Raw genomic sequence first — 25,481 nt, 5'->3', positions numbered from 1 at the left:
GGGGAGATGGGTTTCCACAATCCGCGGATGCCGTGGGGCGAGTTGGAGAAGACGCTGACGGGGGAGCGGCACCTGCATGTCGTCGACCCGCTCGCCGTCGACGGGGACGGCGGTGACTCGCCCGCCTGGAGTCGCAAGCGGGAGCCGTACGAGGCGCCCGCGTTGATCCGTACGGCCGCCGAGGTGCCGTACGCCGAACTGCACTGCCACACCAACTTCAGCTTCCTGGACGGCGCGAGCCACCCCGAGGAGCTCGCCGAGGAGGCGGCGCGGCTGGGGCTGACCGGGCTGGCCGTCACCGACCACGACGGCTTCTACGGGGTGGTGCGTTTCTCCCAGGCCGCGCGGGAGCTGGGGCTGCCCACGATCTTCGGTGCCGAGCTCTCCCTGGACCTGGCGAAGCCGCAGAACGGCGAGGCCGACCCGGAGGGCCGGCACCTGCTCGCCCTGGCGCACGGGCACGAGGGGTACGCCCGCCTCGCCCGGGTCATCTCCCGCGGCCAGCTCGACGGCGCGGAGAAGGGCAAGCCGGTATACGGCGACCTGGAGCAGATCGCCGAGGTGCTGCGCGACCACGTGCTGGTGCTGACCGGCTGCCGCAAGGGCAGTGTCCCGCTGGCGCTGGCGACCGAGGGGGTGCACGCGGCGGCGCGGGAGCTGGACCGGCTGGTGGAGCTTTTCGGCCGGGGCAACGTCGCCGTCGAGCTGACCGATCACGGGGACCCGTACGACGACGACCGCAACGACGTGCTGTTCGACCTTGCGAGGGGCCGCGGGCTGGAGGTGGTCGCGACCAACAACGTGCACTACGCGACCCCGGGGCGGCGCCGGCTGGCCACCGCGCTGGCCGCGGTCCGGGCCCGGCGCAGTCTCGACGAGATCGACGGCTGGCTGCCCGCGGCCGGCACCGCGCACCTGCGCAGCGGCGCCGAGATGAAGCGGCGGTTCGCCGCGTATCCGGGTGCGGTGGAGAACTCGGCGATGTTCGGTGAGGACCTGGCGTTCGACCTGAACCTGGTGGCGCCGCGGCTGCCGGACTTCCCGATCCCCGAGCCGGGGCACACGGAGATGAGCTGGCTGCGGGAGCTGACCATGCGCGGCGCCCGGGAGCGGTACGGGCCGCCGCAGGCGCATCCGAAGGCGTACGCGCAGATCGAGCACGAGCTGCGGATGATCGAGGAGCTGAACTTCCCCGGCTACTTCCTGGTGGTCTACGACATCGTGCGGTTCTGCCGCGAGGAGAACATCTACTGCCAGGGGCGGGGGTCGGCGGCGAACTCCGCGGTCTGCTACGCGCTGCGGATCACCAATGTGGACGCGGTCGAGTACGACCTGTTGTTCGAGCGGTTCCTGGCGCCGGAGCGGGACGGGCCGCCCGACATCGACGTGGACATCGAGTCGGACCGGCGCGAGGAGGTGATCCAGTACGTGTACCGCACGCACGGCCGGGAGCACACCGCACAGGTCGCCAACGTGATCTCGTATCGCCCTCGGTCCGCCGTACGCGACATGGCCAAGGCTTTCGGGTTCTCACCCGGGCAGCAGGATGCGTGGAGCAAGCAGATCGACCGGTGGGGGAGTGTCGCGGCGATCGACGTGGACGACATCCCCGAGCAGGTCGTGGCGTTCGCGAACGAGGTGCAGAACTTTCCGCGGCATCTCGGGATCCACTCCGGGGGCATGGTGATCTGCGACCGGCCGATCATCGAGGTGTGCCCGGTGGAGTGGGGGCGGATGCCGGGGCGCACGGTGCTGCAGTGGGACAAGGACGACTGCGCGGCGATCGAGCTGGTCAAGTTCGACCTGCTCGGCCTCGGGATGCTGTCGGCGCTGCACTACGCCTACGACATGATCGAGTCCGATCTGGACATCGGCACCATGCGGCTCGATGACCCCGAGGTCTACGCGATGTTGTGCAGGGCCGATTCTGTCGGGGTTTTCCAGGTGGAGAGCCGGGCGCAGATGGCCACCCTGCCGCGGCTCAAGCCGGACAAATTCTACGATCTGGTCATCGAGGTCGCACTGATCCGCCCGGGACCCATCCAAGGCGGATCAGTTCACCCTTATATAAGACGGAAAAACGGACTTGAGGAGCCGTCGGTTCCGCACCCGCTCATGGCCAACGCCTTGGCCAAGACCCTCGGTGTGCCGCTCTTTCAGGAACAGCTCATGCAGCTCGCCATCGACGTGGCGGGATTCGATCCGGCCGAGGCGGACCAGCTGCGGCGGGCCATGGGATCGAAGCGCTCGATGGAGAAGATGGAGCGGATCAAGAAGCGGCTCTACGAGGGGATGGCCGAGCGCGGCATCACCGGAGACCTCGCGGACGACCTGTTCCTGAAGCTGTCCGCGTTCGCCAACTACGGCTTCCCGGAGAGCCACGCGATGAGCTTCGCCTACCTCGTGTACGCGAGCGCCTGGCTCAAGCGCTACCACCCGGCTGCCTTCTGCGCGGCCCTGCTCAACGCCCAGCCGATGGGCTTCTACTCGCCGCAGTCGCTGGTGGACGACGCCCGGCGGCACGGCGTCGAGGTGCGCCGCCCGGATATCAACCTCAGCGACGCCGCCGCGACGCTGGAGTCGACGGCGGCCACCCGGTGGGGCTCGGCGCCCGGGGAGCCGCCGCACGCGTGGGGGCTGGGCGGCCCGGCCGTACGGATGGGGCTGTCGAGTGTCCGTACCCTCGGCGAGGAGCTGGCGAAGAGCATCGAGCAGGAGCGCCGCGCGCACGGACCGTACCGGGACATGGCGGATCTCGCCCGCCGGACCGGATGCTCGACCGCCCACCTGGAGGCCCTCGCCACCGCCGACGCCTTCGCGGGTTTCGGTCTCTCGCGCCGGGAGGCGCTGTGGGCGGCAGGGGCCGCCGCGCAGGACCGGCCGGACCGCCTGCCGGGCACGGTCACCGGCACCGAGGCGCCCACCCTGCCCGGCATGGGCGATGTGGACAAGCTGGTCGCGGACGTGTGGGCGACGGGCCTCTCCCCGGACTCGCACCCGGCGCAGTTCATCCGCGACGAGCTGACGCGGCAGGGCGCGCTGCCGATCGCGAGGCTGGGCCGGGTCGAGGCCGGCACCCGGATCCGGGTGGGTGGCATCGTCACCCACCGGCAGCGGCCGGCGACCGCGGGCGGGGTCACGTTCGTCAACCTGGAGGACGAGACCGGGATGCTCAACGTCACCTGCTCGCCGGGGCTGTGGCAGCGCTACCGCCGGGTGGCCCGGACCAGTTCGGCGCTGGTGGTGCGGGGGCGGCTGGAGAAGGCCGAGGGGGTGCTGAACCTGGTCGCGGACCGGCTCGACGCGCTCACCCCGCCGGTCACCCCCGCGTCCCGCGACTTCCGCTGAACGGACACTATATTTCCGATCTGCGCGTACGGCACCTTTTGTGGCGTACACCGGATGCGCACGGAAACGTACGACGGGGGAGCGACATCATGATCCGTACCATCGGCCTGTCCGCGGTCCTGGTGCTCGCCGCGGCGAGCCCGGCCGCCGCCGCGACGAAGAAGACCGAGCTCGAGCTCAGCTACCTGGCCGACGCCGGCTACGCGGCCGCCGTCGTGCTGCGCTGCGACCCCGCCGGCGGTCCGCACCCCAAGAAGGGCAAGGCGTGCGCCGCGCTGGCCAAGGCCGGCGGCGACCCGGCGAAGCTCAAGCCCGCGTCGGGGATCATGTGCACGATGGAGTACGCGCCCATCACCGCCGAGATCACCGGCCGCTGGCACGGCAAGAAGGTCGACTGGTCGCGGACCTTCGGCAACCCGTGCGACATGGCCCGCGCGATGGGCGTGGTCATGGCCTTCTGAGAACTGTCGGGTTCCGGTCAGTCATGCCCAGGACCCTTCGTCGATTCGCAAGCGTCTATGTAGCGCCGGGGTCGGGCCCGGCGTACATGGGGAGGACGCATGCGCAGACGAAGGTTGCCCGCCCTGCTGGTGGGCATGGTCACGATCATCGCGGGCGCGGCCGTCGCCGGGGCTCCGGCGGCACACGCGCTGCCCGCCAAGGTCCTCGCGGACCGGCCCGGTTCCGGCACCGCCACCTCGGTCACGTTGATCACCGGCGACCGCGTCACGCTGCTGGGCGACGGGAGCGCCGCCGTGCAGGCCGGGCCCGGGCGCAAAGGCATGCGGTTCATCAGCGAACGCACCGCGAAGGGCCGGACCGTCATCCCGTACGACGCGCTGCCACTGGTGCGCGCCGGCCGGCTCGACGCGCGGCTGTTCGACGTCACGGCGCTGGCCGCGAGCTACGCCGACGACCGGCTGCGGGAGTTGCCGCTGCTGGTCGCGTACCCGAAAGGAAACGCCCGGCAGGCCCGGACCGCGACCCTGGCGGCGGGCGCGCGGGTGACGCGCGACCTGCCCGTCGTGGGAGCGGTCGCGGTCCGTGCGGACCGGTCCGGCCGGTCGTCGCTCTGGCAGGCGCTGACCGGGGGTACGCCCACCGCCCGCAACCTGCGCCCCGGCATCGACCGGATCTGGCTCGACGGCACCCGCAAGGTCAGCCTCGACCGCAGCGTGCCGCAGATCGGTGCGCCCGCGGCCTGGCAGCGGGGCCTGGACGGCACCGGCGTCACGGTCGCGGTGCTGGACACCGGCATCGACGCCACCCACCCGGACTTCGCCGGCCGGATCGCCGAGGCGCGGAACTTCACCGACACCGCGAGCGCGGACGACGAGGTGGGGCACGGCACCCACGTCGCGTCCACCATCGCCGGCAGCGGCGCCGCCTCCCAGGGGCGTTACCGCGGCGTCGCCCCGGGCGCGCAGCTGCTCATCGGCAAGGTGTGCGGCACGGAGTTCTGCACGGAGTCCGACATCCTCGCCGGGATGTCCTGGGCGGCTCCCCGCGCGCCGGTGGTCAACATGAGCCTGGGCGGCACCGACTCCCCGGGCATCGACCCGCTGGAGGCAGCGGTCGGCGAGCTCACCGAGCAGTACGGCACGCTGTTCGTGATCGCGGCGGGCAACGACGGCGAGTACGGCACGGTCGGCTCGCCGGCCAGCGCCGACGCCGCCCTGGCCGTGGGCGCGGTGGACCGCGACGACCAGCTCGCGTTCTTCTCCAGCCGTGGCCCGCGCGTCGGTGACAACGCCATCAAGCCGGAGATCACCGGGCCGGGCGTCGAGATCGTGGCGGCCCGCGCCGCGCACGACGTGATCGGTGGTCCGGCGCCGCTGCCCGCGTACGCGAGCCTGTCCGGCACCTCGATGGCGACCCCGCACGTGGCCGGCGCCGCCGCGATCCTGACCCAGCAGCACCCGGGATGGACGCCCAGGCAGCGCAAGACCGTCCTCATGGGAGCGGCGCAGCCCACCGCGGGCGTCGACGTCTACGGCCAGGGCGCCGGCCGGGTCGACGTGGCCCGCTCGATCAGCCAGTCCGTGGCGGTCGACGAGGGAACCGTCGGCTTCGCCGGACAGCCGTGGCCGCACGACGACGACACCCCGGAGACCAGGACGGTCACCTACCGCAACGACGGCACCCAGTCCGTCACGCTGTCGCTGGCCCTGAACGGGCCGGCCGGCGTCTTCAGCGTGGCCGACGACACCGTCACCGTGCCGGCCGGCGGGACCGCCACCACGACGGTCACCGCGGACACCGGCGCCGACGTCGCCGACGGCTACCACAGCGGATACCTCACCGCTACCGCGGCGGGAGTCCGCGTCGAGACGCCGGTCGGCGTCTACCGCGAGCCCGAGAGCTACGACCTCGCGCTCGAGCCCATCGACCGGGACGGCACCCCCAGCGACACGATGTACGCGGTGTTCTTCAACCTCGCCACCGGGACGAGCTACGACGCGGCCGGCGGGGCCACCACCCGGCGGTTGCCCAAGGGCGAGTACGGCTTCTTCGCCTACATCGGCGACGACGAGGTGTCGATGCTGGTCCAGCCGCGGCTCGTCGTCGACGGCCCGGCCCGGATCCGGCTGGACGCCCGGTCCGCGAAGCCCCTCTCGGTCACCGTCCCCACCGCGGGCGCGGCGCCGACGCTGGCCGCCGCGAACAGCGACTGGACCGCCGACGAGTACGCGGTCACCGTCAGCATCGTCGGCGACGGTTTCGACGGGCTCTACACCGGACAGGTGGGCTCGCGCACCCCGGTCGCGAACTTCACCGGCTCGATCAACGCGTCCTTCGCGGCGCCCGGTGCGGACGGCCGGTTCCACAACAGCCCCTACACGTACGACCTCGGCTGGTTCTCGCCCGGCGTCATGTACACCGGGTTCACGAAGACGGTGCGGGCCCGTGACCTCGCGACGATCAAGGCCGCGTACGCCACCGAGGCCACCGGCGTGCAGGGGGTCAAGGGCAACTCCGCCCGGTACGGCGACAACGGCTACTGGTCGGTGTTCGTCCCGTTCGAGCTGCCGTTCCGCCGTACCGAGTACGTCAACGTCGACGGGCGCGCGCAATGGTCGAGCACCTTCGAGCAACAGGTGCCGCCGCACGGTGACGAGTGGCCGGTCGCGGTGAGCGCCGCCGGGACGCCGCCGGCCACGCTGCGCGCCGAACGCACGTACCACCAGGAGTGGAACCGGGCGGTGTTCGCGCCCACGGTCGCCGCGCCGGAGTACCCGTTCGACTACGTGACCCGCCTCGGCGACAGCATCGTCGTCCTGCTGCCCACGCACGGCGAGGGGCCGGGGCACCCCGGCTACAGCACGCTCGAGTCGGCGCGGCTGGCGCTGTACCGCGACGGCACGCTGGTCGGCGAGTCCGCCGCCGAGCAGGCGGAGTTCGAGGTCCCGGCCGGCACTGCCGACTACCGGCTCGAGCTGTCCGCCACACGCGGCGCGCCGCACACCCTGTCGACCCAGGTCAGCGGCGTGTGGACGTTCCGGTCCGGGCACGTCGACGGGGACGACCCGCAGAAGCTGCCGGTGTCCGCCGTGCGGTTCCGCCCGGCGCTCGACGAGCACAACGCGGCCCCGGCCGGGCGGGTGCTCGCCGTGCCCGTCACCGTGGACCGGCAGGTCGCCACGCCGGTGCGGAAGGTGACGGTGCAGGCGTCCTTCGACGACGGGCGCACCTGGCGGGCCGTGCCGGTCCTTGGGGCCGGCGCGCACCGGGTCGCCGCTGTCCGGCACCCGGCCGGTGCGGGATACGTCTCGCTGCGCGCCACCGCCACCACCGGTGCCGGCACGGTCACCCAGACGGTGATCCGGGCGTACGCGATCCGCTGACGGCGAAGCTCGGGAGTGGCGGGCATCGGCTCGCCGCTCCCGAGCTGCCGGGGGCGGATACGCTGCGCAGGTGGACACCGCATCGACGCGTACCCCCCGACCTCCCGTCACCGCGCGCACGGCCGCCGTCTGGGCCGTGCTGCGCCGCGAGCTGGACCGCCACGCCGGGCGGGAGCTGACCGTGCTCGACGTGGGCGGCGGCACCGGCGGGTTCGCGGTGCCGCTGGCCGAGGCCGGGCACCGCGTCACGGTCGTCGACGCGAGCCCGGACGCGCTCGCGGCCCTCACCCGCCGCGCCGCCGACGCCGGCGTGGCCGACCGGGTCAAGGCCGTGCAGGGTGACGGCGACGCGCTCGCCGGCCTGGTCGCGCCGGGCAGCGCCGACCTGATCCTGTGCCACGCCGTGCTCGAGGTCGTCGACGACCCGGCCGAGGTCATGGCCGCCGTCGCCGCTGCGCTGCGGCCCGGGGGAGCGCTCAGCCTGCTCGTCGCCGGACGCGCCGCCGCGGTGCTCGGCCGGGCCTTCAACGGCCACTTGGACGCCGCGTCCGCGCTGCTCGACGACCCCGACGGCCGCGCCGGCCAGCGCGACACGCTGCGCCGGCGCTACGACGCGGAGACCGCCGCGGCGCTGCTCACCGGGGCGGGGCTCACGGTCGAGGAGACCCACGGGGTACGGGTGCTCACCGACCTGCTGCCCGCCGCCGTGGTCGAGGCGGACCCCCGCATGATGGTCGACCTCGAGCTCGCCCTGTCCGCCCGGCCGCCGTTCCGCGACATCGCCGCACAGCTCCACGTCTTCGCCCGGCGCCCGTGAGCGCACTCGACGTCGTCCGGCCCGCGTACGGCTCCGGCAGCCTCGCCGACCTGCTGCCCAGCGTCGGCGCGGTGCTCGGGGTGCCCGGTGCCACGGACGTGCTGGGGCTGGGCGCGCGGCTGGGGGACGTCGACAGGGTGGCGGTGCTGCTGGTCGACGGGCTGGGGGCGTACCAGATCCCGGTCGCGGCCCCGCACGCGCCGATCCTGACGCAGCTCGCCGGCGGCACGCTGACCTCGGGTTTTCCCTCCACGACCCCGGTCAGCCTGGTGACGCTGGGCGCCGGAACCGCGCCCGGCGCGCACGGCATCCTCGGCTTCACGACCCAGCGGCCGGACGGCGGCGTCGTCAACCACATCAAGTGGGACAACGACCCCGATCCCGCCACCTGGCAGCCGGTCCCGACCTGGTTCGAGACGGCGAAGGTCCGCACGACCCTGGTCACGAAGCCGGAGTTCGAGGGCACCGGCCTGACCGTCGCGGCCTACCGTGGCGCCGGGTTCGCGGGGGCCGCCGACCCCTACGCCCTCTCCACCGCCATGGTCTCGGCGCTGGCCGAGCCCGGCGTCGTGTACGGCTACCACCCCGACCTCGACCACCACGGGCACGGCTCGGGGATCGACTCGCCGCCGTGGCGCGATGCCGCCGTGGCGGTCGGCGAGCTGATCACGCGCCTGGTCGAGGGGCTGCCGCCGCGGGCCGCGCTGCTGGTCACGGCCGACCACGGGCAGCTCGACATCCCGCCGGACACCCGCGTCGACCTGTCCGCCGATCCGGCGCTGAGCGCGGGCATCACCGGGGTCGCGGGGGAGCCGCGGGTGCGCTACCTCCACACGCGGGAGGGGGCGGCGGGGGACGTCGTGGACGCGTACCGGTCGGTGCTCGGATCGTCGGCGTGGGTGCTGACCCGCGAGGAGGCGGTCGACAGCGGCCTCTACGGCCCGGTGCCACCCGCGCATCTCGGCCGCATCGGGGACGTCGTGGTGATCTGCCTGGACCACACCGTGGTGCTCGCGAGCGGGTGGGAGCCGCCGTCGGTCGGCGCGCTGGTCGCCTACCACGGTTCGGTGACCGCCACGGAGATGACCGTTCCGCTGCTCAGTTTTGTCAGACCCCCTGGCTAGGCTGCCGGCGTGGGACGCAGCCAGGCCATCGGACGGGGGCGGGACCCGCGCTTCGGGCCGGAGGCCGACGACGCGGGCTGCCCGATCCTGCACGTCGACATGGACGCGTTCTTCGCCTCCGTGGAGATCCGGCGCCGCCCCGAGCTGCGTGGCAAGGCCGTCGTGGTCGGGGGAGCGGGCCCGCGCGGCGTCGTGAGCTCGGCCAGCTACGAGGCCCGCAGGTACGGCGTCCGCAGCGCGATGCCGGGGATGCGGGCCCGGGCGCTCTGCCCCCACGCCGTCTTCCTGCCCCCGGACTTCGCGGCCTACTCGGCGGCCTCCGACGCCGTCATGCGGATCTTCCGCGACGTCACCCCGCTGGTCGAGCCCTTGTCGCTGGACGAGGCGTTCCTCGACGTGGCGGGCGCCCAGCGGCTGCTCGGGCGGCCCGCGGCGATCGCCGCGGCGATCCGCCGGCGGGTGTTCGAGGAGCAGCGGCTGACCTGCTCCGTCGGGGTCGCCGCGACCAAGTTCGTGGCCAAGCTCGGCTCCACCCGGGCCAAACCCGACGGCATGATGGTCGTCCCGGCCGGTCAGGTCCTCGACTTCCTGCATCCGCTGCCGGTCGACGCCCTGTGGGGAGTCGGCGAGAAGGCGGCCGCCCAGCTGCACCGCCTCGGCCTGAGCACCGTGGGTGACCTGGCCCGCGCGCCGCTGAGCATGCTGCGCGGCGCCCTCGGCGAGGCCTCCGCCGCCCACCTGCACGAGCTCTCCTGGGGCCGCGACCCACGCCGGGTCGTCGCCGAGCAGGAGGAGAAGTCGATCGGCGCCGAGATGACCTACGACACCGACGTCACCGACCCCGCGGCGATCCGGCGCAGCCTGCTGGCCCTCGCCGACAAGACCGGAGCCCGGCTGCGGGCGGGCGGCAACGTCGGCCGGACGATCTCCATCAAGATCCGCTTCGCCGACTTCCGCACGGTCAGCCGGTCCCGCACGATGCAGACGACCACCGATGTGGCACGCGAGATCTTCGAGATCTCCTGGGCCCTGTTCCAGGCGTTGGGCCCGGCCGAGCCGATCCGGCTCGTCGGCGTCCGGGTCGAGGGCCTGGCCGCCGCGGCGACCGCATCACGGCAGCTCACGCTGGGCGAACCCGAGCGCGGCTGGCGCGAGGCCGAGGCCGCCGCGGACGCCGTAGCGGCTCGGTTCGGCCGCTCCATCGTCGGACCGGCCAGTCTTTTGGGACGAACTGATCTGCGCCGGACCGAAAATCACCCGCACTCGACGGTCGTCCCGCTTTCCGACCCGCCAACCCCCTCGTAGACTTGCGGTAAGGCAGCCGGTCGGCTGCCTCGCACCATCGGCCCGCCCGCATCCCGCCGGAGGGCCGGACATGCGCCCGGGGAGGAATGCCGTGCCGCTCTCGGAGCACGAGCAGCGGCTGTTCGATCAGATCGAGCGGTCGCTTGCCGAGGACCCCAAGTTCGCCTCGGCTGTGCGCAACAGTGACCCGCGTTTCCACGCCCGTCGCCGGCTGGTCGTCGCGGCGTTCGTGATCGTCCTGGGTCTCGCGCTGGTTGTCTTCGGCACGGTGAGCAGCAATACGCCGCTCGGCGTGGCCGGTTTCGTGGTCATGCTGGCCGCGGCCGCCTTCGCGATGCAGAGCCGCCGCAAGGGCCAGGCCCCCGACCTGCACGCCGTCGGCGGCACCGCGACCCGGCGCACCCGGCAGACCCGCAAGGCCGGCTTCATCGACCGGCTCGAGGACCGCTGGCGTCAGCGCCCCGAGGGTCACCGCTGACCCGGACAACCCACGGCGACAAGATGGCGGCCACCCGGCCGCCATCGCCGTATCCGCCCGCCGGTCACGCACGATAAGCCGGGCACCACGCAGCGGCGTCGTCCGCGTTCCGGCGCGTCGAGCGACGCCGTTGACCGCTGCGGCTCAAGGCGCGTCTCCGCAGGCCAAGGCGTGGCCTGCTTGTGCGGCTCCGCGCAGGATCGCGTCATTCCAGATCGAACGCCGCCAGGATCGCCTGGGTCAGCTCGGTCTCTTGCTCGGGCCTCAGCCGCCCGATGACTCGTCCCAGGGCGTCCGCAGGAACGGTGACGATGTTGTCGCAACTGACCACGCACTCCTTGTCCACGCCGTTGCGCTCCGGATCGAGTGCGACCTCGGTGGACAAGCCTCGTATCGTGCCGGTGATCGGTGCGACTGTGACCCGCGTCACGTAAGGACGCACCGCCTCGCGAGTCAGCACCAGAACGGGACGGGTCTTGTCCAGTCGTGCCAGGTGAATCGGACGCATCAATCGATGTCCATTGGCTGGGCCGCCGCGTAGGACGCAAGGGCGTCGGCGTCCGGGTCGGCTGAAGCTGCAGCGTAGATCTGCGCGTCACGTCGTGCCGCGATGGTGCGTTGCTCCCGCCGCAACGCAGCCGTGATGGCGGCGGCGCGGCTCTCGGCCGTTCCCTCCGCGACCTGACGGTCGACGAAGGCGGCAACGTCGTCCGGTAGGCGGACGGTCATCTGAACACTCATACCGCCACTATACCGCTTCGGTATGGCACCGGTATGGCATCGGTATGGCTCGAGGGTCAGCGGGCGCGGCCCGCCAGGAGGCGGCGGGGGCTGAAGCGGACCAGGACGTCGCGGCCCCGGCTCAGGGTGGTCATCCAGCGGGCCGACCTGTCGCCCAGGCTCATCCGCCAGCGCAGCATCACCGACGGCGGCAGCAGGACCGCGGTGAGGCGGGTGCGGCGGGTGGCCGTGCGGGCCAGGCCCTTGCGGACCTGGGTCAGCGCGTCGGTCAGGCCCTCGCCGCGGAGCGGGCTGCGGGCGTACCGGGCTCGTTCCTCCGCGTGGCCGAGCAGGGCGGCGCTCTGGGCCGGGGCGTCCGTCAGCTCGGCCTCGCGGACCAGGCGCTGGGCGGTGTGGCGGGGGGTCTCCGTGGGGTCGATCGGGACGCGGTAGTCGACCATCGTGTCGACGAGCTCGTCCCAGGCGGCGTGGGCGTCCTCGCGGGCGCGGGCCGATTCCGTGGTCACGGTGACCTCGCGGGTGCCCGGTGGTGACGGGCCCGAGGCCGTTGCCACCGTGACCGGGGCGGTGGCCGCGTGGCGGCGCCGGCGGAGCAGGATGCGGCGCAGGGCCGGGACCAGGAGCAGGGCTATCACCAGCGCGGCGATGCCCGTGGCGAGCAGGCCGGTGGAGGAGCCGTTCGACGGGGTGGCGGCGCCGGGGGCGCCGAGGTTGTCGGCGCCGGGGTCCCTGTCGGGGCGGTTGCTCGCTCCGGGGCCGGCCGAGCCCGCCGCGCCGGGGGCCACGGACGCCGTCGACGACGATGTCGGGGTGTCGACGCGGTCGTTGTCGGGGGCCCACTCGGAGCGGCTCGAGCCGACGACCGCGGCGGCCGGGGTGGCGTCGAACGGGATCCAGCCGAAGCGGTCGAGGTAGACCTCGGTCCAGGCGTGGGCGTTGCGGTTGGTGAGGATGTACGTGTTGCCCTCGCGGCCGCTGCCCCGGGTGAAGCCGAACGCCACCCGGGCCGGGATGCCGGCCTCGCGCACCATCCAGGCCAGCGCCGCCGCGTACTGCTGGCAGTAGCCGGTCTTGTTCTGCAGGAACGCCGAGATCGCCGAGGCGCCGGCCTTCGGGTCGGCCGCCTGCAGGCTGTACGAGAAGCCGTTCTCGCGGGAGAAGTAGCCGTAGAGCGCCGCCACCTTGTCGTACTCGGTGTCCTCGCCGCGGGTGAGGCGGGCGACCAGGGCCGCGACCTTGGGGTCCTCGGGCACGGTGGTGAACTGCGTGCGGATCGGGTCGTCGTCGGCGAGCGGTTCGGCCTGGCGCAGCTGGCCGGGCGTGAACTTGGCCCGGAGGTAGTCGAAGGAGTACTTCTTGCCCTTCGTGGTGGTGCGGTTGGAGAAGACCACCTGGGCGCTGGGGTCGTACGACCAGGCGCCGTCGAGGCCGTCGATGTCGATGGTGGAGGAGTAGATCGGGGCGAGGGTCTGGCCGAAGTCCTGAGTGATCTCCACCTCGGCGTGGTACTGCTGGAAGCTCCCGCCGTTGGTGTTGCCGCTCAGCCGCGGGTCGTTGATGCCGCGCGACAGCGGGCGCCCGGTCGGCGTGCGGTTGCTGAACCCTTCGGCGCTGAGCACGTCGGCCGTGCCGAAGCGCAGGTAGAACGGGTCCGGCTCGTTGGTGGTGACGCGGACGTAGTCGGTGGTCTGGCTCTGGTTGAGCTGGCCGCTCAGCGAGGCGAAGAGGTTGATGCGCCCGTTGCCGCCGCTGCCCGTACCGTTGCCGCCGCCGCCCGTGCCCACCTGGGTGAGCTGGTTGAGCAGCCCGGTGTTGAGGCCGGGAACGATCAGCGGGAGCAGGACCGCGGAGGCGACGCCGATGACGGCGAGCCGGCGGCCGGCCGCGGCCAGCGGCGACGGCTCCCACACGTCGACGTCGCGCCCGTCGCCGGTGAAGCGGCGGCCGAAGCGGCGGACCCGGTCGACGTTGTCGGCGACCAGCAGCCACAGGAAGCCGACCGCGCCGACGATGAACGGGACCACCGGGACGCTGTCGATGTAGACCGCCACCGGCACCGAGTAGATCGCCAGCATCGGCAGGCCCGCCAGGGCCGGGCGGCGGGCGACCACGGTGAGCAGGTCGACGGCGATCGCGACCGAGCCGATGCCCAGCGTGGCGATGAAGAGCAGGCCGTCGCGGTCGGGGACCGGTACGCCGTACGACCGCGTGTCGGTACCGGCCTCCACGAACAGCTCGCCGAAGTGGTTGAACGTCGCCGGTGACGGGATGAGCGACAGCAGCTCGTCGCCGCTGGGGAACATCCACGTCAGCGTGAGCAGCAGGGTGATCGCCATGCCGGCCGCCTGGGCCCAGGTGGGCAGGCGCAGGCTGCGCGTGAGCACCGCCGCGCCGGCGACCAGGCCGACGGCGAGGATGCACTGCAGCAGCCACGTCCAGGTGTCGAAGATCGCCGACAGTGGCGCCGCGGACAGCAGTGTGGCCGCGGCCGCCACCAGTCCGAGCCGTCGTCTCCCGGTCACAGCGGAACTCCCGTCACTACATGCCTGCCACGGTCTCGGCCATCGCCGCCCGGTAGGCGAAACCCTGTGATCCCCGCGCCGCCGCCGGCCAGAGCGCCGGCAGCGAGTCGCCGTGCGCGACCGGCACGGACCGCCAGCCGCTGCGGACCAGGGCCAGCGACGTCGCCGCGTGCTGCCGGTCCGCCTCCTGCCGGTCGGCGGGCGCCACGGTCATCCACGTCGAGCTGTCGATCGCGAACCCGATGCAGGTGGCACCGTTGCCGCGCAGCCCGGTCAGTACCTCGGCCTCGGCGACCGTCAGCGCCCCGAACAGCCCGATCACCAGCCCGCCGTCGGAGCGGCGGCGGACCATGTCGACCAGCCCGGCGATGTCGCCGGCCTCGGTCAGCTTCACGTCGGCGAGCGTGTCCAGGATCGCGCCCTCACCGCCGGCCTCGATGGCGTCGAGGTCGATGCCCGTACCCGTGACCAGGCGCAGCTTGTATCCGGCCTGGCGCAGGTGGACCGCGATGCTCGCGCAGGCCGACACCGCCCACTCGAAGCTGGCCGCCGGGCCCTCGCCGCGGTGGGCGTGGAGCCGGGTGTCCAGGACGACGGTGGCTCGCGACTCCCAGGGCTGCTCCTCGCGGCGCACCATCAGCTCTCCGGTGCGGGCGGTCGAGCGCCAGTGGACCCGGCGCAGGTCGTCGCCGCGGCGGTACTCGCGGGTGGCCGCGTCGTCCTCGCCGTGCACGGCCACCGAGCGGGCGCGGCTGTCGCCGGTGCCCGCGTACTCGCCGGCCAGCCGGACGGAGGGCAGCGGGACCACCTGCGGGATGACGGTGAGCCGGTCGACGCTGGGGAACGAGCGGGTCAGCTCGCACAGGCCGAACGGGTCGGTCAGCCGGATGACCAGCGGGCCGACCGGGTAGCGGCCGCGGACGTCGGCGCGCACCGTGTACGCCACCGAGCTGGCCATGTGCGCGCCCAGCCGCTCGAGCACGACGCGGGGGCGGCTGCCGAGCGCGTACGGCAGACGGTCCTCCAGCAGCAGCGTGCCGGTGGGCAGCCGGGACAGGTTCTGCAGGCGCAGCACGACGCGGGCGCTGGAGCCGACCGGTGCCCGGCCCGGTTCCAGCGTCCGCGTGCAGGCGAGCTTGTAGCGGCTGCGCCCCACGTACGCGGCGGCCAGCAAGGGCAGCGCCGCGAGCAGGATCGCGACCCGCAGCAGGTCCTTCTCGCCCAGGATCACGGCGGAGACCGCGGCGGCGGCCCCGGCGGCGAGGAAGGAGCGGCCCCGCGTCGTCATACCCCGCAGGGCTTCCCGCATGTCAGCGCCCCCGGGACTCGAACTGCGCGCGGCCGTCGCCGGTGGCGCGGGTGTCGTACGGCGAGCGGCTGCGGTCGTGCGGCAGCGGCAGCCGGTGCACGATCTCGGCCACGATCGCATCCGTCGTGCGGCGGTTGAGCTGCGCGTCGGCGGTCGGGATGATGCGGTGCGCGAGCACCGGGACGGCCAGCGCCTGCAGGTCGTCGGGGAGGACGTAGTCGCGGCCCTCGAGCGCCGCCACCGCCTTGGCCGTCCGCAGCAGCTGCAGCGTCGACCGCGGGGAGGCACCCAGCCGGATCTCGGGGGCCTCGCGGGTCGCTGTGACCAGGGCGATCGCGTACTGCTGGACGGCGTCGGCGGCGTGCACGTCACGGACCGTGGCGATCAGCCGGCGGACCAGCGCCGCGTCGGCGACGGCCCGCAGGCTGTTCAGCGGGTCCACGGCGCCGTGCCCGCCGAGCATGGCCAGCTCCGCGCGCGGGTCGGGGTAGCCCATCGCGATGCGCGCGGTGAACCGGTCGCGCTGCGCCTCGGGCAGCGGGTACGTGCCCTCCATCTCGATGGGGTTCTGGGTCGCGATGACCATGAACGGCGACTGCAGCTCGTACGTGGTGCCGTCGACCGTGACCTGCCGCTCCTCCATGCACTCGAGCAGGGCGGACTGGGTCTTCGGCGAGGCCCGGTTGATCTCGTCGCCCACCACCAGGTTGGCGAAGACGGCGCCCGGCTTGAACTCGAAGTCGCGCGTCTCCTGGTTGTAGACGCTGACGCCGGTCACGTCGCTGGGAAGCAGGTCCGGCGTGAACTGGATACGGCGCACGGAACAGTCGATCGAACGTGCCAGCGCCTTGGCGAGCTTGGTCTTGCCGACGCCGGGCACGTCCTCGATGAGGAGATGGCCCTCGGCCAGGAGCACGGCGAGCGCCAGCCGTACGGTCGCGCTCTTGCCCTCGATGACCTGCTCGATGTTCGCGATGATCGCCTCGCTGGCGGCGCGGAAATCGTCGTTCGGCAGCGGGCCGCCGGGCTCGTCCCAGGTGGGGGTTGTCACGGGCCTCCTCCATGTCGTTCAAGCGAAGGTTCGCGGGCGGCCGGGGTGTCCGTGGGCCTCCGGCGCCGCCGCCCGTTCCCCACAGGTTAGCCCGGTCACAGCAACTCGCCGAGTGGGGCGATGACCACCAATACGACACGTGGTCAACCAGACACACATATCGGATGCGTTACGAATAGCGGAGGGGTGATACCGGTCGCCGCGGCTCAAGCGGGGCGGGTACCATGCCGGTATGGCCCGTGCCTTCCTGCTTCTCGGCTAGCCGCGCTGCTCCACTACCAGCGCGGCGCCCCCTCCTGTGAAGGGGGCTTTTTTGTGTCCTCAGGAAGACGACGAGCAGGCAGGCCGAACGAGATCGAGATGGTGACGATGAGCGAGCCCGAGACCAACGCGGACGTCCCGCCGTACCGCTACACGGCGGCGATGGCCGCCGAGATCGAGCCCCGCTGGCAGGCGTACTGGGCGGAGAACGGGACCTTCCACGCGCCGAACCCGGCCGGCGAGCTGGCCGACCCCTCGCACCCGCGCGCGGGCGCGCCGAAGCTGCACGTGCAGGACATGTTCCCGTACCCGTCGGGTGCGGGGCTGCACGTCGGGCACCCGCTCGGTTACATCGGCACCGACTCCTACACCCGCTACAAGCGCATGGCGGGCTTCAACGTGCTGCACCCGATGGGCTTCGACGCGTTCGGCCTGCCCGCCGAGCAGTACGCGGTCCAGACCGGCACGCACCCGCGCACCACCACCGAGGCCAACATCGAGCGGTACCGGGGCCAGCTGAAGCGGCTGGGACTGGCGTACGACGACCGCCGCTCCTTCTCCACCACCGACCCGGAGTACTACCGCTGGACCCAGTGGATCTTCCTGCAGGTCTTCAACTCCTGGTTCGACCCCGACCTGCGCAAGGCGCGCCCGATCGACGACCTGGTCGCCGAGTTCGAGGCGGGCACCCGCGCCGTGCCGGACGGGCGTGACTGGGCCGGCCTGTCCCCGGTCGAGCGGCGCAAGGTGATCAACGAGTTCCGGCTGGCGTACGTCAGCGAGGCGCCGGTCAACTGGTGCCCCGGGCTGGGCACGGTGCTGGCCAACGAGGAGGTCACCCCCGACGGCCGCAGCGAGCGGGGCAACTACCCCGTCTTCCAGCGCTCGCTGAAGCAGTGGATGATGCGGATCACCGCGTACGGCGACCGCCTGGTCGAGGACCTGGACGCCCTGGACTGGCCGGAGCCGGTCAAGCTGATGCAGCGCAACTGGATCGGCCGCTCCCGTGGTGCGCACGTCGACTTCCCCATGGACGGCGATGACATCATCTCCGTCTTCACCACGCGCCCCGACACGCTGTTCGGCGCGACGTACATGGTGCTGGCGCCTGAGCACGCCCTGGTCGAGGCGATCGTGCCGGCCGCCTGGCCCGAGGGGACGAAGGACGCGTGGACCGGGGGGCACGCGACGCCGTCCGACGCCGTCGCCGCCTACCGTGCCGCCGCGGCCGCCAAGACCGAGGAGGAGCGGACCGCCGACGCCAAGGTCAAGACCGGCGTCTTCACCGGCGCGTACGCGACCAACCCGGTCAACGGCGCCCGCATCCCCGTCTTCATCGCCGACTACGTGCTGGCGGGCTACGGCACCGGCGCGATCATGGCGGTGCCCGGCCACGACGAGCGGGACTGGGACTTCGCGCAGGCGTTCGAGCTGCCGATCGTGCGCACCATCGAGACGCCGGAGGACTTCGACGGCGCGTACACCGGTGACGGCCCCGTGATCAACTCGGAGTTTTTGAACGGCATGGGCATGGCCGATGCCAAGGCGTCGATGATCTCGTGGCTGGAGGAGAAGGGGCACGGTCGCGGCGCCACCACCTTCCGGCTGCGGGACTGGCTGTTCAGCCGGCAGCGCTACTGGGGCGAGCCCTTCCCGATCGTGTACGACGAGACGGGCCTGCCGGTCGCCCTGCCCGAGTCGATGCTGCCCGTGGAGCTGCCGGAGGTCGACGACTTCTCCCCGCGTACCTTCGACCCGGACGACGCCGACAGCGAGCCGGAGACGCCGCTGTCGCGCAAGAAGGACTGGGTGCAGGTCGAGCTGGACCTGGGCGACGGGCCGAAGACCTACATCCGCGAGACCAACACCATGCCGCAGTGGGCCGGCTCCTGCTGGTACGAGCTGCGCTACCTGGACCCGCACAACGAGAAGGTGCTGGTCGACCCGGAGAACGAGGCGTACTGGATGGGCCCGCAGGGTCCCGGCGACCCGGGCGGCGTCGACCTGTACGTCGGCGGGGTCGAGCACGCCGTCCTGCACCTGCTGTACGCCCGCTTCTGGCACAAGGTCCTGTACGACCTGGGCCACGTGTCGTCGTTCGAGCCGTTCCGGAAGCTGTTCAACCAGGGCTACATCCAGGCGTACGCGTACCGGGACGCCCGCGGCGTCATCGTGCCCGCCGAGGAGGTCGTCGAGCGCGACGGCAGGTACTACTACGGCGACCAGGAGGTGGCCCGGGAGTACGGCAAGATGGGCAAGTCGCTGAAGAACGTCGTCACCCCGGACGAGATGAGCGAGCAGTACGGCGCCGACACCTTCCGCGTGTACGAGATGGCGATGGGCCCGCTGGACGTCTCCCGGCCGTGGGAGACGCGCGCGGTGGTCGGCTCTCAGCGCTTCCTGCAGCGGGTGTGGCGCCTGGTCGTCGACGAGGAGACCGGCGAGGTGCGGGCGACCGACGCCCCGCTGGACCCGAAGACCCGGCGGGCGCTGCACCAGACGATCGCCGGCGTCCGCGAGGACATGGACGAGCTGCGGTTCAACACCGCCATCGCCAAGCTGATCCAGCTGACGAACACGCTGACGCCGCTGGAGACGACGTCCCGCGAGGCCGTCGAGCCGCTGGTGCTGATGATGTCGCCGTTCGCCCCGCACCTGGCCGAGGAGCTGTGGCGCAAGCTGGGCCACGACGGCACGCTGGCGTACACGGAGTTCCCCGTGGCCGACCCGGCCCAGCTGGTCGCCGAGTCGGTCACCTACCCGGTCCAGGTCAACGGCAAGGTCCGCGGCCGGGTCGAGGTTGCGCCCGACACGGCGGAGGATGCCGTACGGGAGGCCGCGCTGGCCGCCGTCGCCGAGGTGCTGGCCGGCCGCGACCCCCGCAAGGTGATCGTGGTCCCCGGCCGACTGGTCAGCGTCGTCGTGTGATCCACCTGGTGGAACAGGGCCCGCCGCGAGTGATCGCGGCGGGCCCTTCGCCGTCAGAATGACCCCGTGCCTGATCTTCCGGATGTGCTGCCCGTCGCCCCGCTGAGCTCGCCGCTGGACGCCACGGTGCGTCCGCCGGGCTCGAAGAGCATCACCAACCGCGCGCTGATCTGCGCGGCCCTCGCGCCGGGCACCTCCACACTGTCCGGAGCGCTCTTCGCCGACGACACCCGCGCGATGATGGGCGCGGTGGCCGCCCTCGGCGCGCGCGTCGAGGGGGACGAGGACGCGCGGACGATCCGGGTGACGGGCATCGACCCGGGGACCGCGCCGACCTCCGGCATGATCGATGCCCGGCAGTCCGGCACGACCTCCCGGTTCATCCTGCCGGTGGCGGCGCTGCTTCCGGTGCGGACGGTCGTCGACGGCACCGCTCAGCTCCGGGCACGCCCCAGCGGCCCGGTTCTCGAGGCGCTGCGCGAGGTCGGTGCCGTGGTGGAGGAGCTGGACCAGCCCGGTTACCTGCCCGCCGCGGTGCGCGGGCCGTTGCGCGGGGGACCCGTCGAGATCAGCGGGCACATCTCCAGCCAGTTCCTGTCCGGCCTGTTGATGGCGGGGCCGCTGATGCGCTCAGGGCTGTCGGTGTCGCTGACCTCGCCGCTGGTGTCGGTGCCGTACGTGGAGATGACCAAGGCGGTGATGGCTGCGTTCGGGGTGCGGGTCGACGGCCTCTCGGTGGCCGCCGCGAGCTATCGCGCTGTCGCTTACGAGGTCGAGCCCGATGCGAGTGCCGCCTCCTACTTCCTCGGTGCCGCGGCGGTGGCCGGCGGGCGGGTCACCGTCGAGGGGCTGGGGACCGCCAGCCTGCAGGGCGACGTGGGCTTCGCGGACGTGCTGGAGCGGATGGGTGCTTCGGTGACCCGCACCGCCAGTTCCCTCACCGTGCGGGGGACCGGCCGGCTCACCGGCGTAGACATCGACATGTCTGATATTTCGGATACCGCGCAGACGCTCGCCATGGTCGCGGTGTTCGCCGACTCGCCGACGCGGGTGCGGGGCATCGGGTTCATCCGGCGCAAGGAGACCGACCGGCTCGCCGCCGTGGTGACCGAGCTGCGCAGGGCCGGGATCGACGCCGTCGAGGACGAGGACGGGTTCACGATCCACCCGGGGCGGCCCCGGCCGACGCGGTTCGCGACGTACGAGGACCACCGGATGGCGATGAGCCTGTCTCTGCTGGGGCTGCGGGCGCCCGGCATCGAGATCGAGGACCCGGGGTGCGTGGCGAAGACGTACCCGGACTACTTCCGGGACCTGGCCGCGCTGGCCTGAACGATCAGGCGGCGACCACGGCAGCGGCGCGGCGGGCGGCCAGGCGCCAGCGCAGCACGATCGCCGTGGTGAGGGCGAAGCCGATGACCGCGGGCGCGAGCGTCATCGGGCTCATCTGACCCGGGGACGTCACGGCGGCGCCGATCACGGCGTAGGACACCGCGGACGGGATCGCGGCAAGGGTGGTCCCGAGCAGGTAGCGCTTGCGGCAGACCGACGTCGTCCCGTACGCGTAGCCGATCAGGCCGTACGGCGCGAGCGGCAGGAACCGGACCAGCAGCACGGCCGCGAGACCCCGCCGGTTGAGCCACTCGTCGAGCCGGGCCATCCGGCCCCCGGCCTTGGCGCCCAGGGCACCCCGGCCGGCCCAGCGGCCCGCGTAGTACGTGGCGATGGCGGCGATCACGGCGGCGGCGAGGGCGGTCGCCGCTCCCGTCGCCGGCCCGAGCAGCATGCCGCAACCCATGGTGACCGCGGTGCGGGGCACGAGAACGGACAGCAGCAGGCCGCCCACCACCGCGATCGCGACCGCGGCGGCGGGGCCGAGGCTCACGACGGAGTCGGCGATCGACTGGATCGGCAGGACGGCGGCCGCGACGCCGAGGCCGGCGACGACCGCCGCGAGAATGCCGAAGCGGATGAGGCGGCGGCGCCACCCGACCGGAGCGTGGGTCTGCTGGCTGGCCTGAGGGTCCGCGGCGGGGGAGTTCGCGCCCCGCGGGGCGATCAGGGTGTCAGTCATGCAGGCGTACCGCCCCTACGTCTCGTCGGTCCAGGAAGGTGGAGGTCGTCTCGGGTCACGCGGCGCCCGCGGCGGCGAGCCGCTCGCCGCGGAGCCGGTCGGCCCAGGTGTCGTCGAGCGGTGCAAGCCTATCCGCGCCGGTCGCCCAACTCAGTAGCAGATCGGCTATCGCTGGGTTGCGGGCGAGCGCGGGCCCGTGGGCGTACGTGCCCAGGATCTTCCCGTGCCAAGCGCCCTCGGTGTGCCCGTCATTCCCGATGCCGGCGGTGACCCTGGCCAGCGGCGCCACGCCGGGGCCGAGGTGGGTGCGTCCGCCGTGGTTCTCGAAGCCGGTGAGGGGCGGCAGGCCCAGCCGGGGATCGATGTCGCCGCGGACCTCGCCGACCGCGCGCGTCTCGCCGCGGTCGGAGGTGATGTCGAGCAGGCCCAGGCCGGCGCACTGGGCGCCCTTGGCGAAGAAGGAGGCGCCGAAGAGCTGGTAGCCGGCGCACACGGCCAGGACCGCCGCGCCCTGGGCGACCGCCCGGTGCAGGCCGCCGTCGGCGATCAGCCGCTGGGCGGCCAGGGCCTGGGGGCCGTCCTCGCCGCCGCCGATGAGGTAGATGTCGGCGGTCGCGGGCATCGCCTGGTCGGAGCGGACCGAGTAGGTCTCCACCGGGATGCCCCGCAGCGCCGCCCGGCGGGCCAGGATCAGCATGTTGCCCCGGTCGCCGTACGTCGACAGCAGGTCCGGATAGATCCAGACGACCCTCAGGGTCTCAGTTGACACGGTCCAACTCCGCTCGGATGTCCTGGAACGCCGTGTAGTTCGCGATCACTTCGAGCCGGCCCGGCGGGGTGGCCCGGATCGCTTCCTCGAAAGTCTTAACGTGCCGGAAGGGCACATCGTTCACCTCGAGGCGTACGGCGAGGTCGTAGGCCCGGTCGCCGGTGATCAGGACGGGCCGGCCGCGCAGCGGCGAGAAGTCGACGTCGTAGAGCCAGGAGGTGTCGAACCCGTCGGGGTCGCGCGCGTTGATGGAGAGCAGTGTCGGCGCCACCTCGGCCATGTCGAAGGCCTCGAGCCAGCTCGCGGGGTTCTTGGCCAGCAGCAGTCGGATGTTGCGGCCGTCGCGGTCCACCTGGGCGTAGCGGCCGGCCACCGAGGCCACGCCCGCGAGCCGGGGCACCCCCTCGATGGGGCGTACGCCGAACTCGGCGGCCACCGCCAGCGCGGTGGCCGCGTTGCCGAGGTTGACCTGACCCGGCAGCTGCAGCTTGACCAGGTGCCAGTCGCCCTTCGGGTCGAGCACGCCCTCGTCCTCGACGGTCCACTGGGCCTGCGGGCGGCGCAGCGGGCATCCCGTGCACCACCAGTCACCCTGGGCGCGGTTGATGGGCGAGCCGCACTCGGGGCACACCCACGAGTCGTCGGTCCACCGCTGGCCGGCGCTGAACCAGACGACCTGGGCGGTGTTGACGGCCGCCCAGACCACCATCGGGTCGTCGGCGTTGGCGACCACGTGCACGTCGGGGTGGGCGGCGAGGGCGGTGCGCCACATCTGCGCCATCATCGCCACCTCCTTGGCCCGGTCGAGCTGGTCGCGGGAGAGGTTGAGCAGCGCCACCACCCGGGGGTTCGTCTCCTCGATGACCCGCGCGAGGTAGTGCTCGTCGACCTCGAGGACGGCGAACGGGGTGGCACCCGCCTTCGCCAGCGCGGAGGTGTGCCCGGAGGGCATGTTGGCGCCGAACGAGTTGGTGGCCACCGGGCCGAGGACGCCCAGCGCCGCGGCGGTGAACCGGGTCGTGGTGGTCTTGCCGTTGGTGCCCGAGACGAGGGCGATGGCCCGGCCGGCGGCGAGGTTGCGCAGCAGGTCCGGATCGATCTTGAGGCCGATCCAGCCGCCGATCACCGAGCCGTCGCCGCGTCCCGCGGCCCGCGAGAGGGCCGCGGCCGTGCGCGAGACGGAGCTCGCGACCTTGGCCCGCAAGGGCATCTTCCCGTCCGTCACGGCGACGAGGGTACCGGAAACGGACACTACGTCGAGTGGCGCCGGGTGCGGCGGCGGCACCGGGTTCGGGCGGCGTCGATGCCTCGGCCGAACGGATGATCAGGGTTCGTCGTCCGTCGCCGTGTTTGCGCCGGTCAGAATGTTTGCGAAGGCTTTCGCCCGATCTCGGAACGTCCCTCGATCAGCCCGCCTGCGGCTTTTTATGTGTTCTGTTTCACCCGTAACCTTCAGCTCTGAGTGATCGTCAAGGTGCATATCGTGGCGGCATTTGTCACGCGGTGGTAACAAACCGGACACCGTCCACTGTGCCAAATACGAAGAGTGATCGAGGGGGGTCCCACGGTGGATCGAGAAATCGGGTAGGCAGGGTGTGCCGGTGAGCGACCGCCCACCGCTCGTACCGCACGGACCACGCCGAGCCCTGCCCCGGTCCGGACGGGACGACCACGAAGCACGTGAACGACCACAAAGGCATATGGGGGCAGGGACGGGGGACCCATTTCCGGTCCGCCACCGGGTCGCGAGACCCGGCGGACCTCGGGGTGAAGCCGCCACGGCGGCCGGGCAACCTTCCCGCCCGAACCCGACAGCTAACCTCGCAGGCGTGCCGGAGGGATATCTCTACCGTGCACGAACGCAGTTCGAGCCGGGGCCGCCGCATGTCCGTCGGCACCGGAACCGTCGCACTGTCCCTGGGTCTCTGCCTCTGCGCCGGCCAGCTGGTCGCGACGCCGGCAGCATCCGCCGCTCCCGTCACCACGGCGGCCGCGGTCAAGACCGTCAAGCCCAAGCAGTCCGTCTCGTACAACAAGCGGACGGTGCTCTGGGGCTCGAAGGTCCGGGTGACCACCAAGCTGACCGACCCCAGGACCGGCAAGAAGGTCGTCAAGGGCTACGTCCGGCTGCAGTCCAAGATCAACGGCAAGTGGAAGACCTGGCAGAAGAAGCCGGTGCGAAGCGGCGCCGTCGTCTTCAACACCAAGCCGGGCCGCACGGTCTGGTTCCGGACCTACTACGGCGGCTCGTCGGGGCTCGCGCCGGCCGCGACCAAGAGCGTCAAGATCACGGTCAAGGCCAGCGGAGCGAAGATCCTCGCCGAGGCCAAGAGGCACAAGGGCGCGCTCTACAAGTTCGGAGCGGCCGGCCCGAAGCGCTTCGACTGCTCGGGTTACACGCAGTACGTCTACAAGAAGGCGGCGGGCAAGAAGCTGCCGCACAAGGCGAACTCGCAGCAGCACTACGGCAAGAAGGTCGGCAAGGGCAGCAAGAAGGCCGGCGACCTGCTCGTGTTCCGGTCCGGCTCGTACGGCACCCACGTCGGCATCTACGCGGGTGGCGGCTACATGTGGGCCGCGCCGCACACCGGTGCGCGGGTGAAGAAGCAGAAGGTCTACAGCAGCAACTACGTCGTCCGGCGCATCGTCTGACGCCTCGGCACGGCAGTGCTGTAGACAGCGGTACGACAGTTCAGTGGGGCGCGACCCGGTTCGGGTCGCGCCCCACTGTCGTCTGCGCCTGTGCGCGATTTTCCTCCACTTCGCTCCCGGCGATCCCTCCACTTCCCTCCCCGAGGCCCTTCCGGCCCGGGGAATTGCCCTTTTTCGGGGGAGTTTCGTGCCCGCCTGGGCGGCATGTCGGAAAGTGGACCTTGATCGGAGGCCCTCGGCCCTCCACTCCGGCCCCA

At 72.4% G+C, this 25,481-nt stretch carries 18 protein-coding genes and 1 riboswitch; of the genes, 10 read left to right on the top strand and 8 right to left on the bottom strand.

The annotated features are described in order from the left end of the window. Nucleotides 1–6 precede the first annotated feature (6 nt). From AB0J80_RS07930 to AB0J80_RS07900, 7 genes are all read left to right on the top strand, one after another. Nucleotides 7–3,348, top strand: coding sequence for an error-prone DNA polymerase (locus AB0J80_RS07930; protein ID WP_364701636.1), 3,342 nt, complete (start codon nucleotides 7–9; stop codon nucleotides 3,346–3,348). Between the two features lie 89 nt (nucleotides 3,349–3,437). Beyond that, nucleotides 3,438–3,809 (top strand): SSI family serine proteinase inhibitor, encoded by a 372-nt coding sequence (locus tag AB0J80_RS07925; protein ID WP_364701633.1) that lies wholly within the window; start codon nucleotides 3,438–3,440, stop codon nucleotides 3,807–3,809. Between the two features lie 99 nt (nucleotides 3,810–3,908). Beyond that, the gene (locus AB0J80_RS07920) at nucleotides 3,909–7,193 is read left to right on the top strand and encodes a S8 family serine peptidase (RefSeq protein WP_364701630.1); all 3,285 of its coding nucleotides are present in this window, start codon (nucleotides 3,909–3,911) and stop codon (nucleotides 7,191–7,193) included. 70 nt (nucleotides 7,194–7,263) lie between these two features. Further along, on the top strand, nucleotides 7,264–8,010 hold the full coding sequence (locus AB0J80_RS07915) for a methyltransferase domain-containing protein (RefSeq protein ID WP_364701627.1): 747 nt from the start codon (nucleotides 7,264–7,266) through the stop codon (nucleotides 8,008–8,010). After that, nucleotides 8,007–9,134 carry a nucleotide pyrophosphatase/phosphodiesterase family protein gene (locus AB0J80_RS07910; protein WP_364701624.1) on the top strand — a complete coding sequence of 376 codons (1,128 nt, stop codon included), beginning with the start codon at nucleotides 8,007–8,009 and terminating at the stop codon, nucleotides 9,132–9,134. Before AB0J80_RS07915 ends, AB0J80_RS07910 begins: the two co-directional genes overlap by 4 nt. A 9-nt stretch (nucleotides 9,135–9,143) precedes the next feature. Further along, the gene (locus AB0J80_RS07905) at nucleotides 9,144–10,439 is read left to right on the top strand and encodes a DNA polymerase IV (protein ID WP_364701621.1); all 1,296 of its coding nucleotides are present in this window, start codon (nucleotides 9,144–9,146) and stop codon (nucleotides 10,437–10,439) included. 91 nt (nucleotides 10,440–10,530) lie between these two features. Next, the gene (locus AB0J80_RS07900) at nucleotides 10,531–10,917 is read left to right on the top strand and encodes a DUF3040 domain-containing protein (protein ID WP_364701618.1); all 387 of its coding nucleotides are present in this window, start codon (nucleotides 10,531–10,533) and stop codon (nucleotides 10,915–10,917) included. Nucleotides 10,918–11,122: 205 nt separating this feature from the next. Here the strand turns inward: AB0J80_RS07900 and AB0J80_RS07895 are convergent, their stop codons facing one another. The 5 genes from AB0J80_RS07895 to AB0J80_RS07875 are packed head-to-tail and all read right to left on the bottom strand — an operon-like array spanning nucleotide 11,123 to nucleotide 16,540. Then, nucleotides 11,123–11,425 (bottom strand): type II toxin-antitoxin system PemK/MazF family toxin, encoded by a 303-nt coding sequence (locus AB0J80_RS07895; protein ID WP_364701615.1) that lies wholly within the window; start codon nucleotides 11,423–11,425, stop codon nucleotides 11,123–11,125. After that, complete coding sequence (locus AB0J80_RS07890; protein WP_364701612.1) at nucleotides 11,425–11,658, bottom strand: ribbon-helix-helix domain-containing protein; 234 nt, start codon at nucleotides 11,656–11,658, stop codon at nucleotides 11,425–11,427. Before AB0J80_RS07890 ends, AB0J80_RS07895 begins: the two co-directional genes overlap by 1 nt. A 56-nt stretch (nucleotides 11,659–11,714) precedes the next feature. Further along, nucleotides 11,715–14,180, bottom strand: a complete 2,466-nt coding sequence (locus tag AB0J80_RS07885) for a DUF3488 and transglutaminase-like domain-containing protein (protein WP_364701609.1) — start codon at nucleotides 14,178–14,180, stop codon at nucleotides 11,715–11,717. A 16-nt stretch (nucleotides 14,181–14,196) separates the two neighbouring features. Then, nucleotides 14,197–15,489 (bottom strand): DUF58 domain-containing protein, encoded by a 1,293-nt coding sequence (locus AB0J80_RS07880; protein ID WP_364701606.1) that lies wholly within the window; start codon nucleotides 15,487–15,489, stop codon nucleotides 14,197–14,199. Between the two features lies 1 nt (nucleotide 15,490). Continuing rightward, entirely contained in the window at nucleotides 15,491–16,540 is a 1,050-nt protein-coding gene (locus AB0J80_RS07875; RefSeq protein WP_364701603.1) for a MoxR family ATPase, read from the bottom strand. A gap of 369 nt (nucleotides 16,541–16,909) precedes the next feature. On the opposite strand from AB0J80_RS07875, the gene leuS reads away from it, so the two are divergent. Both leuS and aroA read left to right on the top strand, forming a co-directional pair. Then, entirely contained in the window at nucleotides 16,910–19,729 is a 2,820-nt protein-coding gene (gene leuS, locus AB0J80_RS07870; protein ID WP_364701600.1) for a leucine--tRNA ligase, read from the top strand. 66 nt (nucleotides 19,730–19,795) lie between these two features. Further along, nucleotides 19,796–21,061: a 3-phosphoshikimate 1-carboxyvinyltransferase gene (aroA, locus tag AB0J80_RS07865; protein ID WP_364701597.1), complete on the top strand. Its 1,266-nt coding sequence runs from the start codon at nucleotides 19,796–19,798 to the stop codon at nucleotides 21,059–21,061. Between the two features lie 4 nt (nucleotides 21,062–21,065). On the opposite strand, the gene AB0J80_RS07860 is transcribed toward aroA, so the two are convergent. Genes AB0J80_RS07860 through AB0J80_RS07850 form a run of 3 tightly spaced genes read right to left on the bottom strand, consistent with a single transcriptional unit; the run spans nucleotide 21,066 to nucleotide 23,782 of the window. Continuing rightward, nucleotides 21,066–21,803, bottom strand: coding sequence for a VTT domain-containing protein (locus AB0J80_RS07860; protein WP_364701594.1), 738 nt, complete (start codon nucleotides 21,801–21,803; stop codon nucleotides 21,066–21,068). A gap of 55 nt (nucleotides 21,804–21,858) precedes the next feature. After that, nucleotides 21,859–22,572 carry a glutamine amidotransferase gene (locus tag AB0J80_RS07855; protein WP_364701591.1) on the bottom strand — a complete coding sequence of 238 codons (714 nt, stop codon included), beginning with the start codon at nucleotides 22,570–22,572 and terminating at the stop codon, nucleotides 21,859–21,861. Then, complete coding sequence (locus AB0J80_RS07850; RefSeq protein ID WP_364702603.1) at nucleotides 22,562–23,782, bottom strand: MurT ligase domain-containing protein; 1,221 nt, start codon at nucleotides 23,780–23,782, stop codon at nucleotides 22,562–22,564. The genes AB0J80_RS07855 and AB0J80_RS07850 overlap by 11 nt, the downstream gene beginning before the upstream one ends. A 513-nt stretch (nucleotides 23,783–24,295) precedes the next feature. After that, nucleotides 24,296–24,417, top strand: a riboswitch (cyclic di-AMP (ydaO/yuaA leader). Between the two features lie 6 nt (nucleotides 24,418–24,423). Here AB0J80_RS07850 and AB0J80_RS07845 point away from each other — a divergent pair. After that, nucleotides 24,424–25,224, top strand: coding sequence for an NlpC/P60 family protein (locus tag AB0J80_RS07845; protein WP_364701588.1), 801 nt, complete (start codon nucleotides 24,424–24,426; stop codon nucleotides 25,222–25,224). The last annotated feature ends 257 nt before the right edge of the window (nucleotides 25,225–25,481 follow it).

The organism is Actinoplanes sp. NPDC049548 (assembly GCF_040676695.1).
In the GTDB taxonomy this organism is placed as follows: Bacteria; Actinomycetota; Actinomycetes; order Mycobacteriales; family Micromonosporaceae; genus Actinoplanes.
Note: the sequence above shows the minus strand (reverse complement) of the source record. Positions and strands in the feature narration are given on the sequence as shown.

Bases quoted from the DNA above. Each gene is read 5' to 3' on its own strand.
- AB0J80_RS07925 (WP_364701633.1), top strand. From the start codon at position 3,438: ATGATCCGTACCATCGGCCTGTCCGCGGTCCTGGTGCTCGCCGCGGCG.
- AB0J80_RS07895 (WP_364701615.1), bottom strand. From the start codon at position 11,425: ATGCGTCCGATTCACCTGGCACGACTGGACAAGACCCGTCCCGTTCTG.
- AB0J80_RS07930 (WP_364701636.1), top strand. From the start codon at position 7: ATGGGTTTCCACAATCCGCGGATGCCGTGGGGCGAGTTGGAGAAGACG.
- leuS (WP_364701600.1), top strand. From the start codon at position 16,910: ATGAGCGAGCCCGAGACCAACGCGGACGTCCCGCCGTACCGCTACACG.
- AB0J80_RS07880 (WP_364701606.1), bottom strand. From the start codon at position 15,489: ATGCGGGAAGCCCTGCGGGGTATGACGACGCGGGGCCGCTCCTTCCTC.
- AB0J80_RS07850 (WP_364702603.1), bottom strand. From the start codon at position 23,782: ATGCCCTTGCGGGCCAAGGTCGCGAGCTCCGTCTCGCGCACGGCCGCG.
- AB0J80_RS07890 (WP_364701612.1), bottom strand. From the start codon at position 11,658: ATGAGTGTTCAGATGACCGTCCGCCTACCGGACGACGTTGCCGCCTTC.
- AB0J80_RS07920 (WP_364701630.1), top strand. From the start codon at position 3,909: ATGCGCAGACGAAGGTTGCCCGCCCTGCTGGTGGGCATGGTCACGATC.
- AB0J80_RS07860 (WP_364701594.1), bottom strand. From the start codon at position 21,803: ATGACTGACACCCTGATCGCCCCGCGGGGCGCGAACTCCCCCGCCGCG.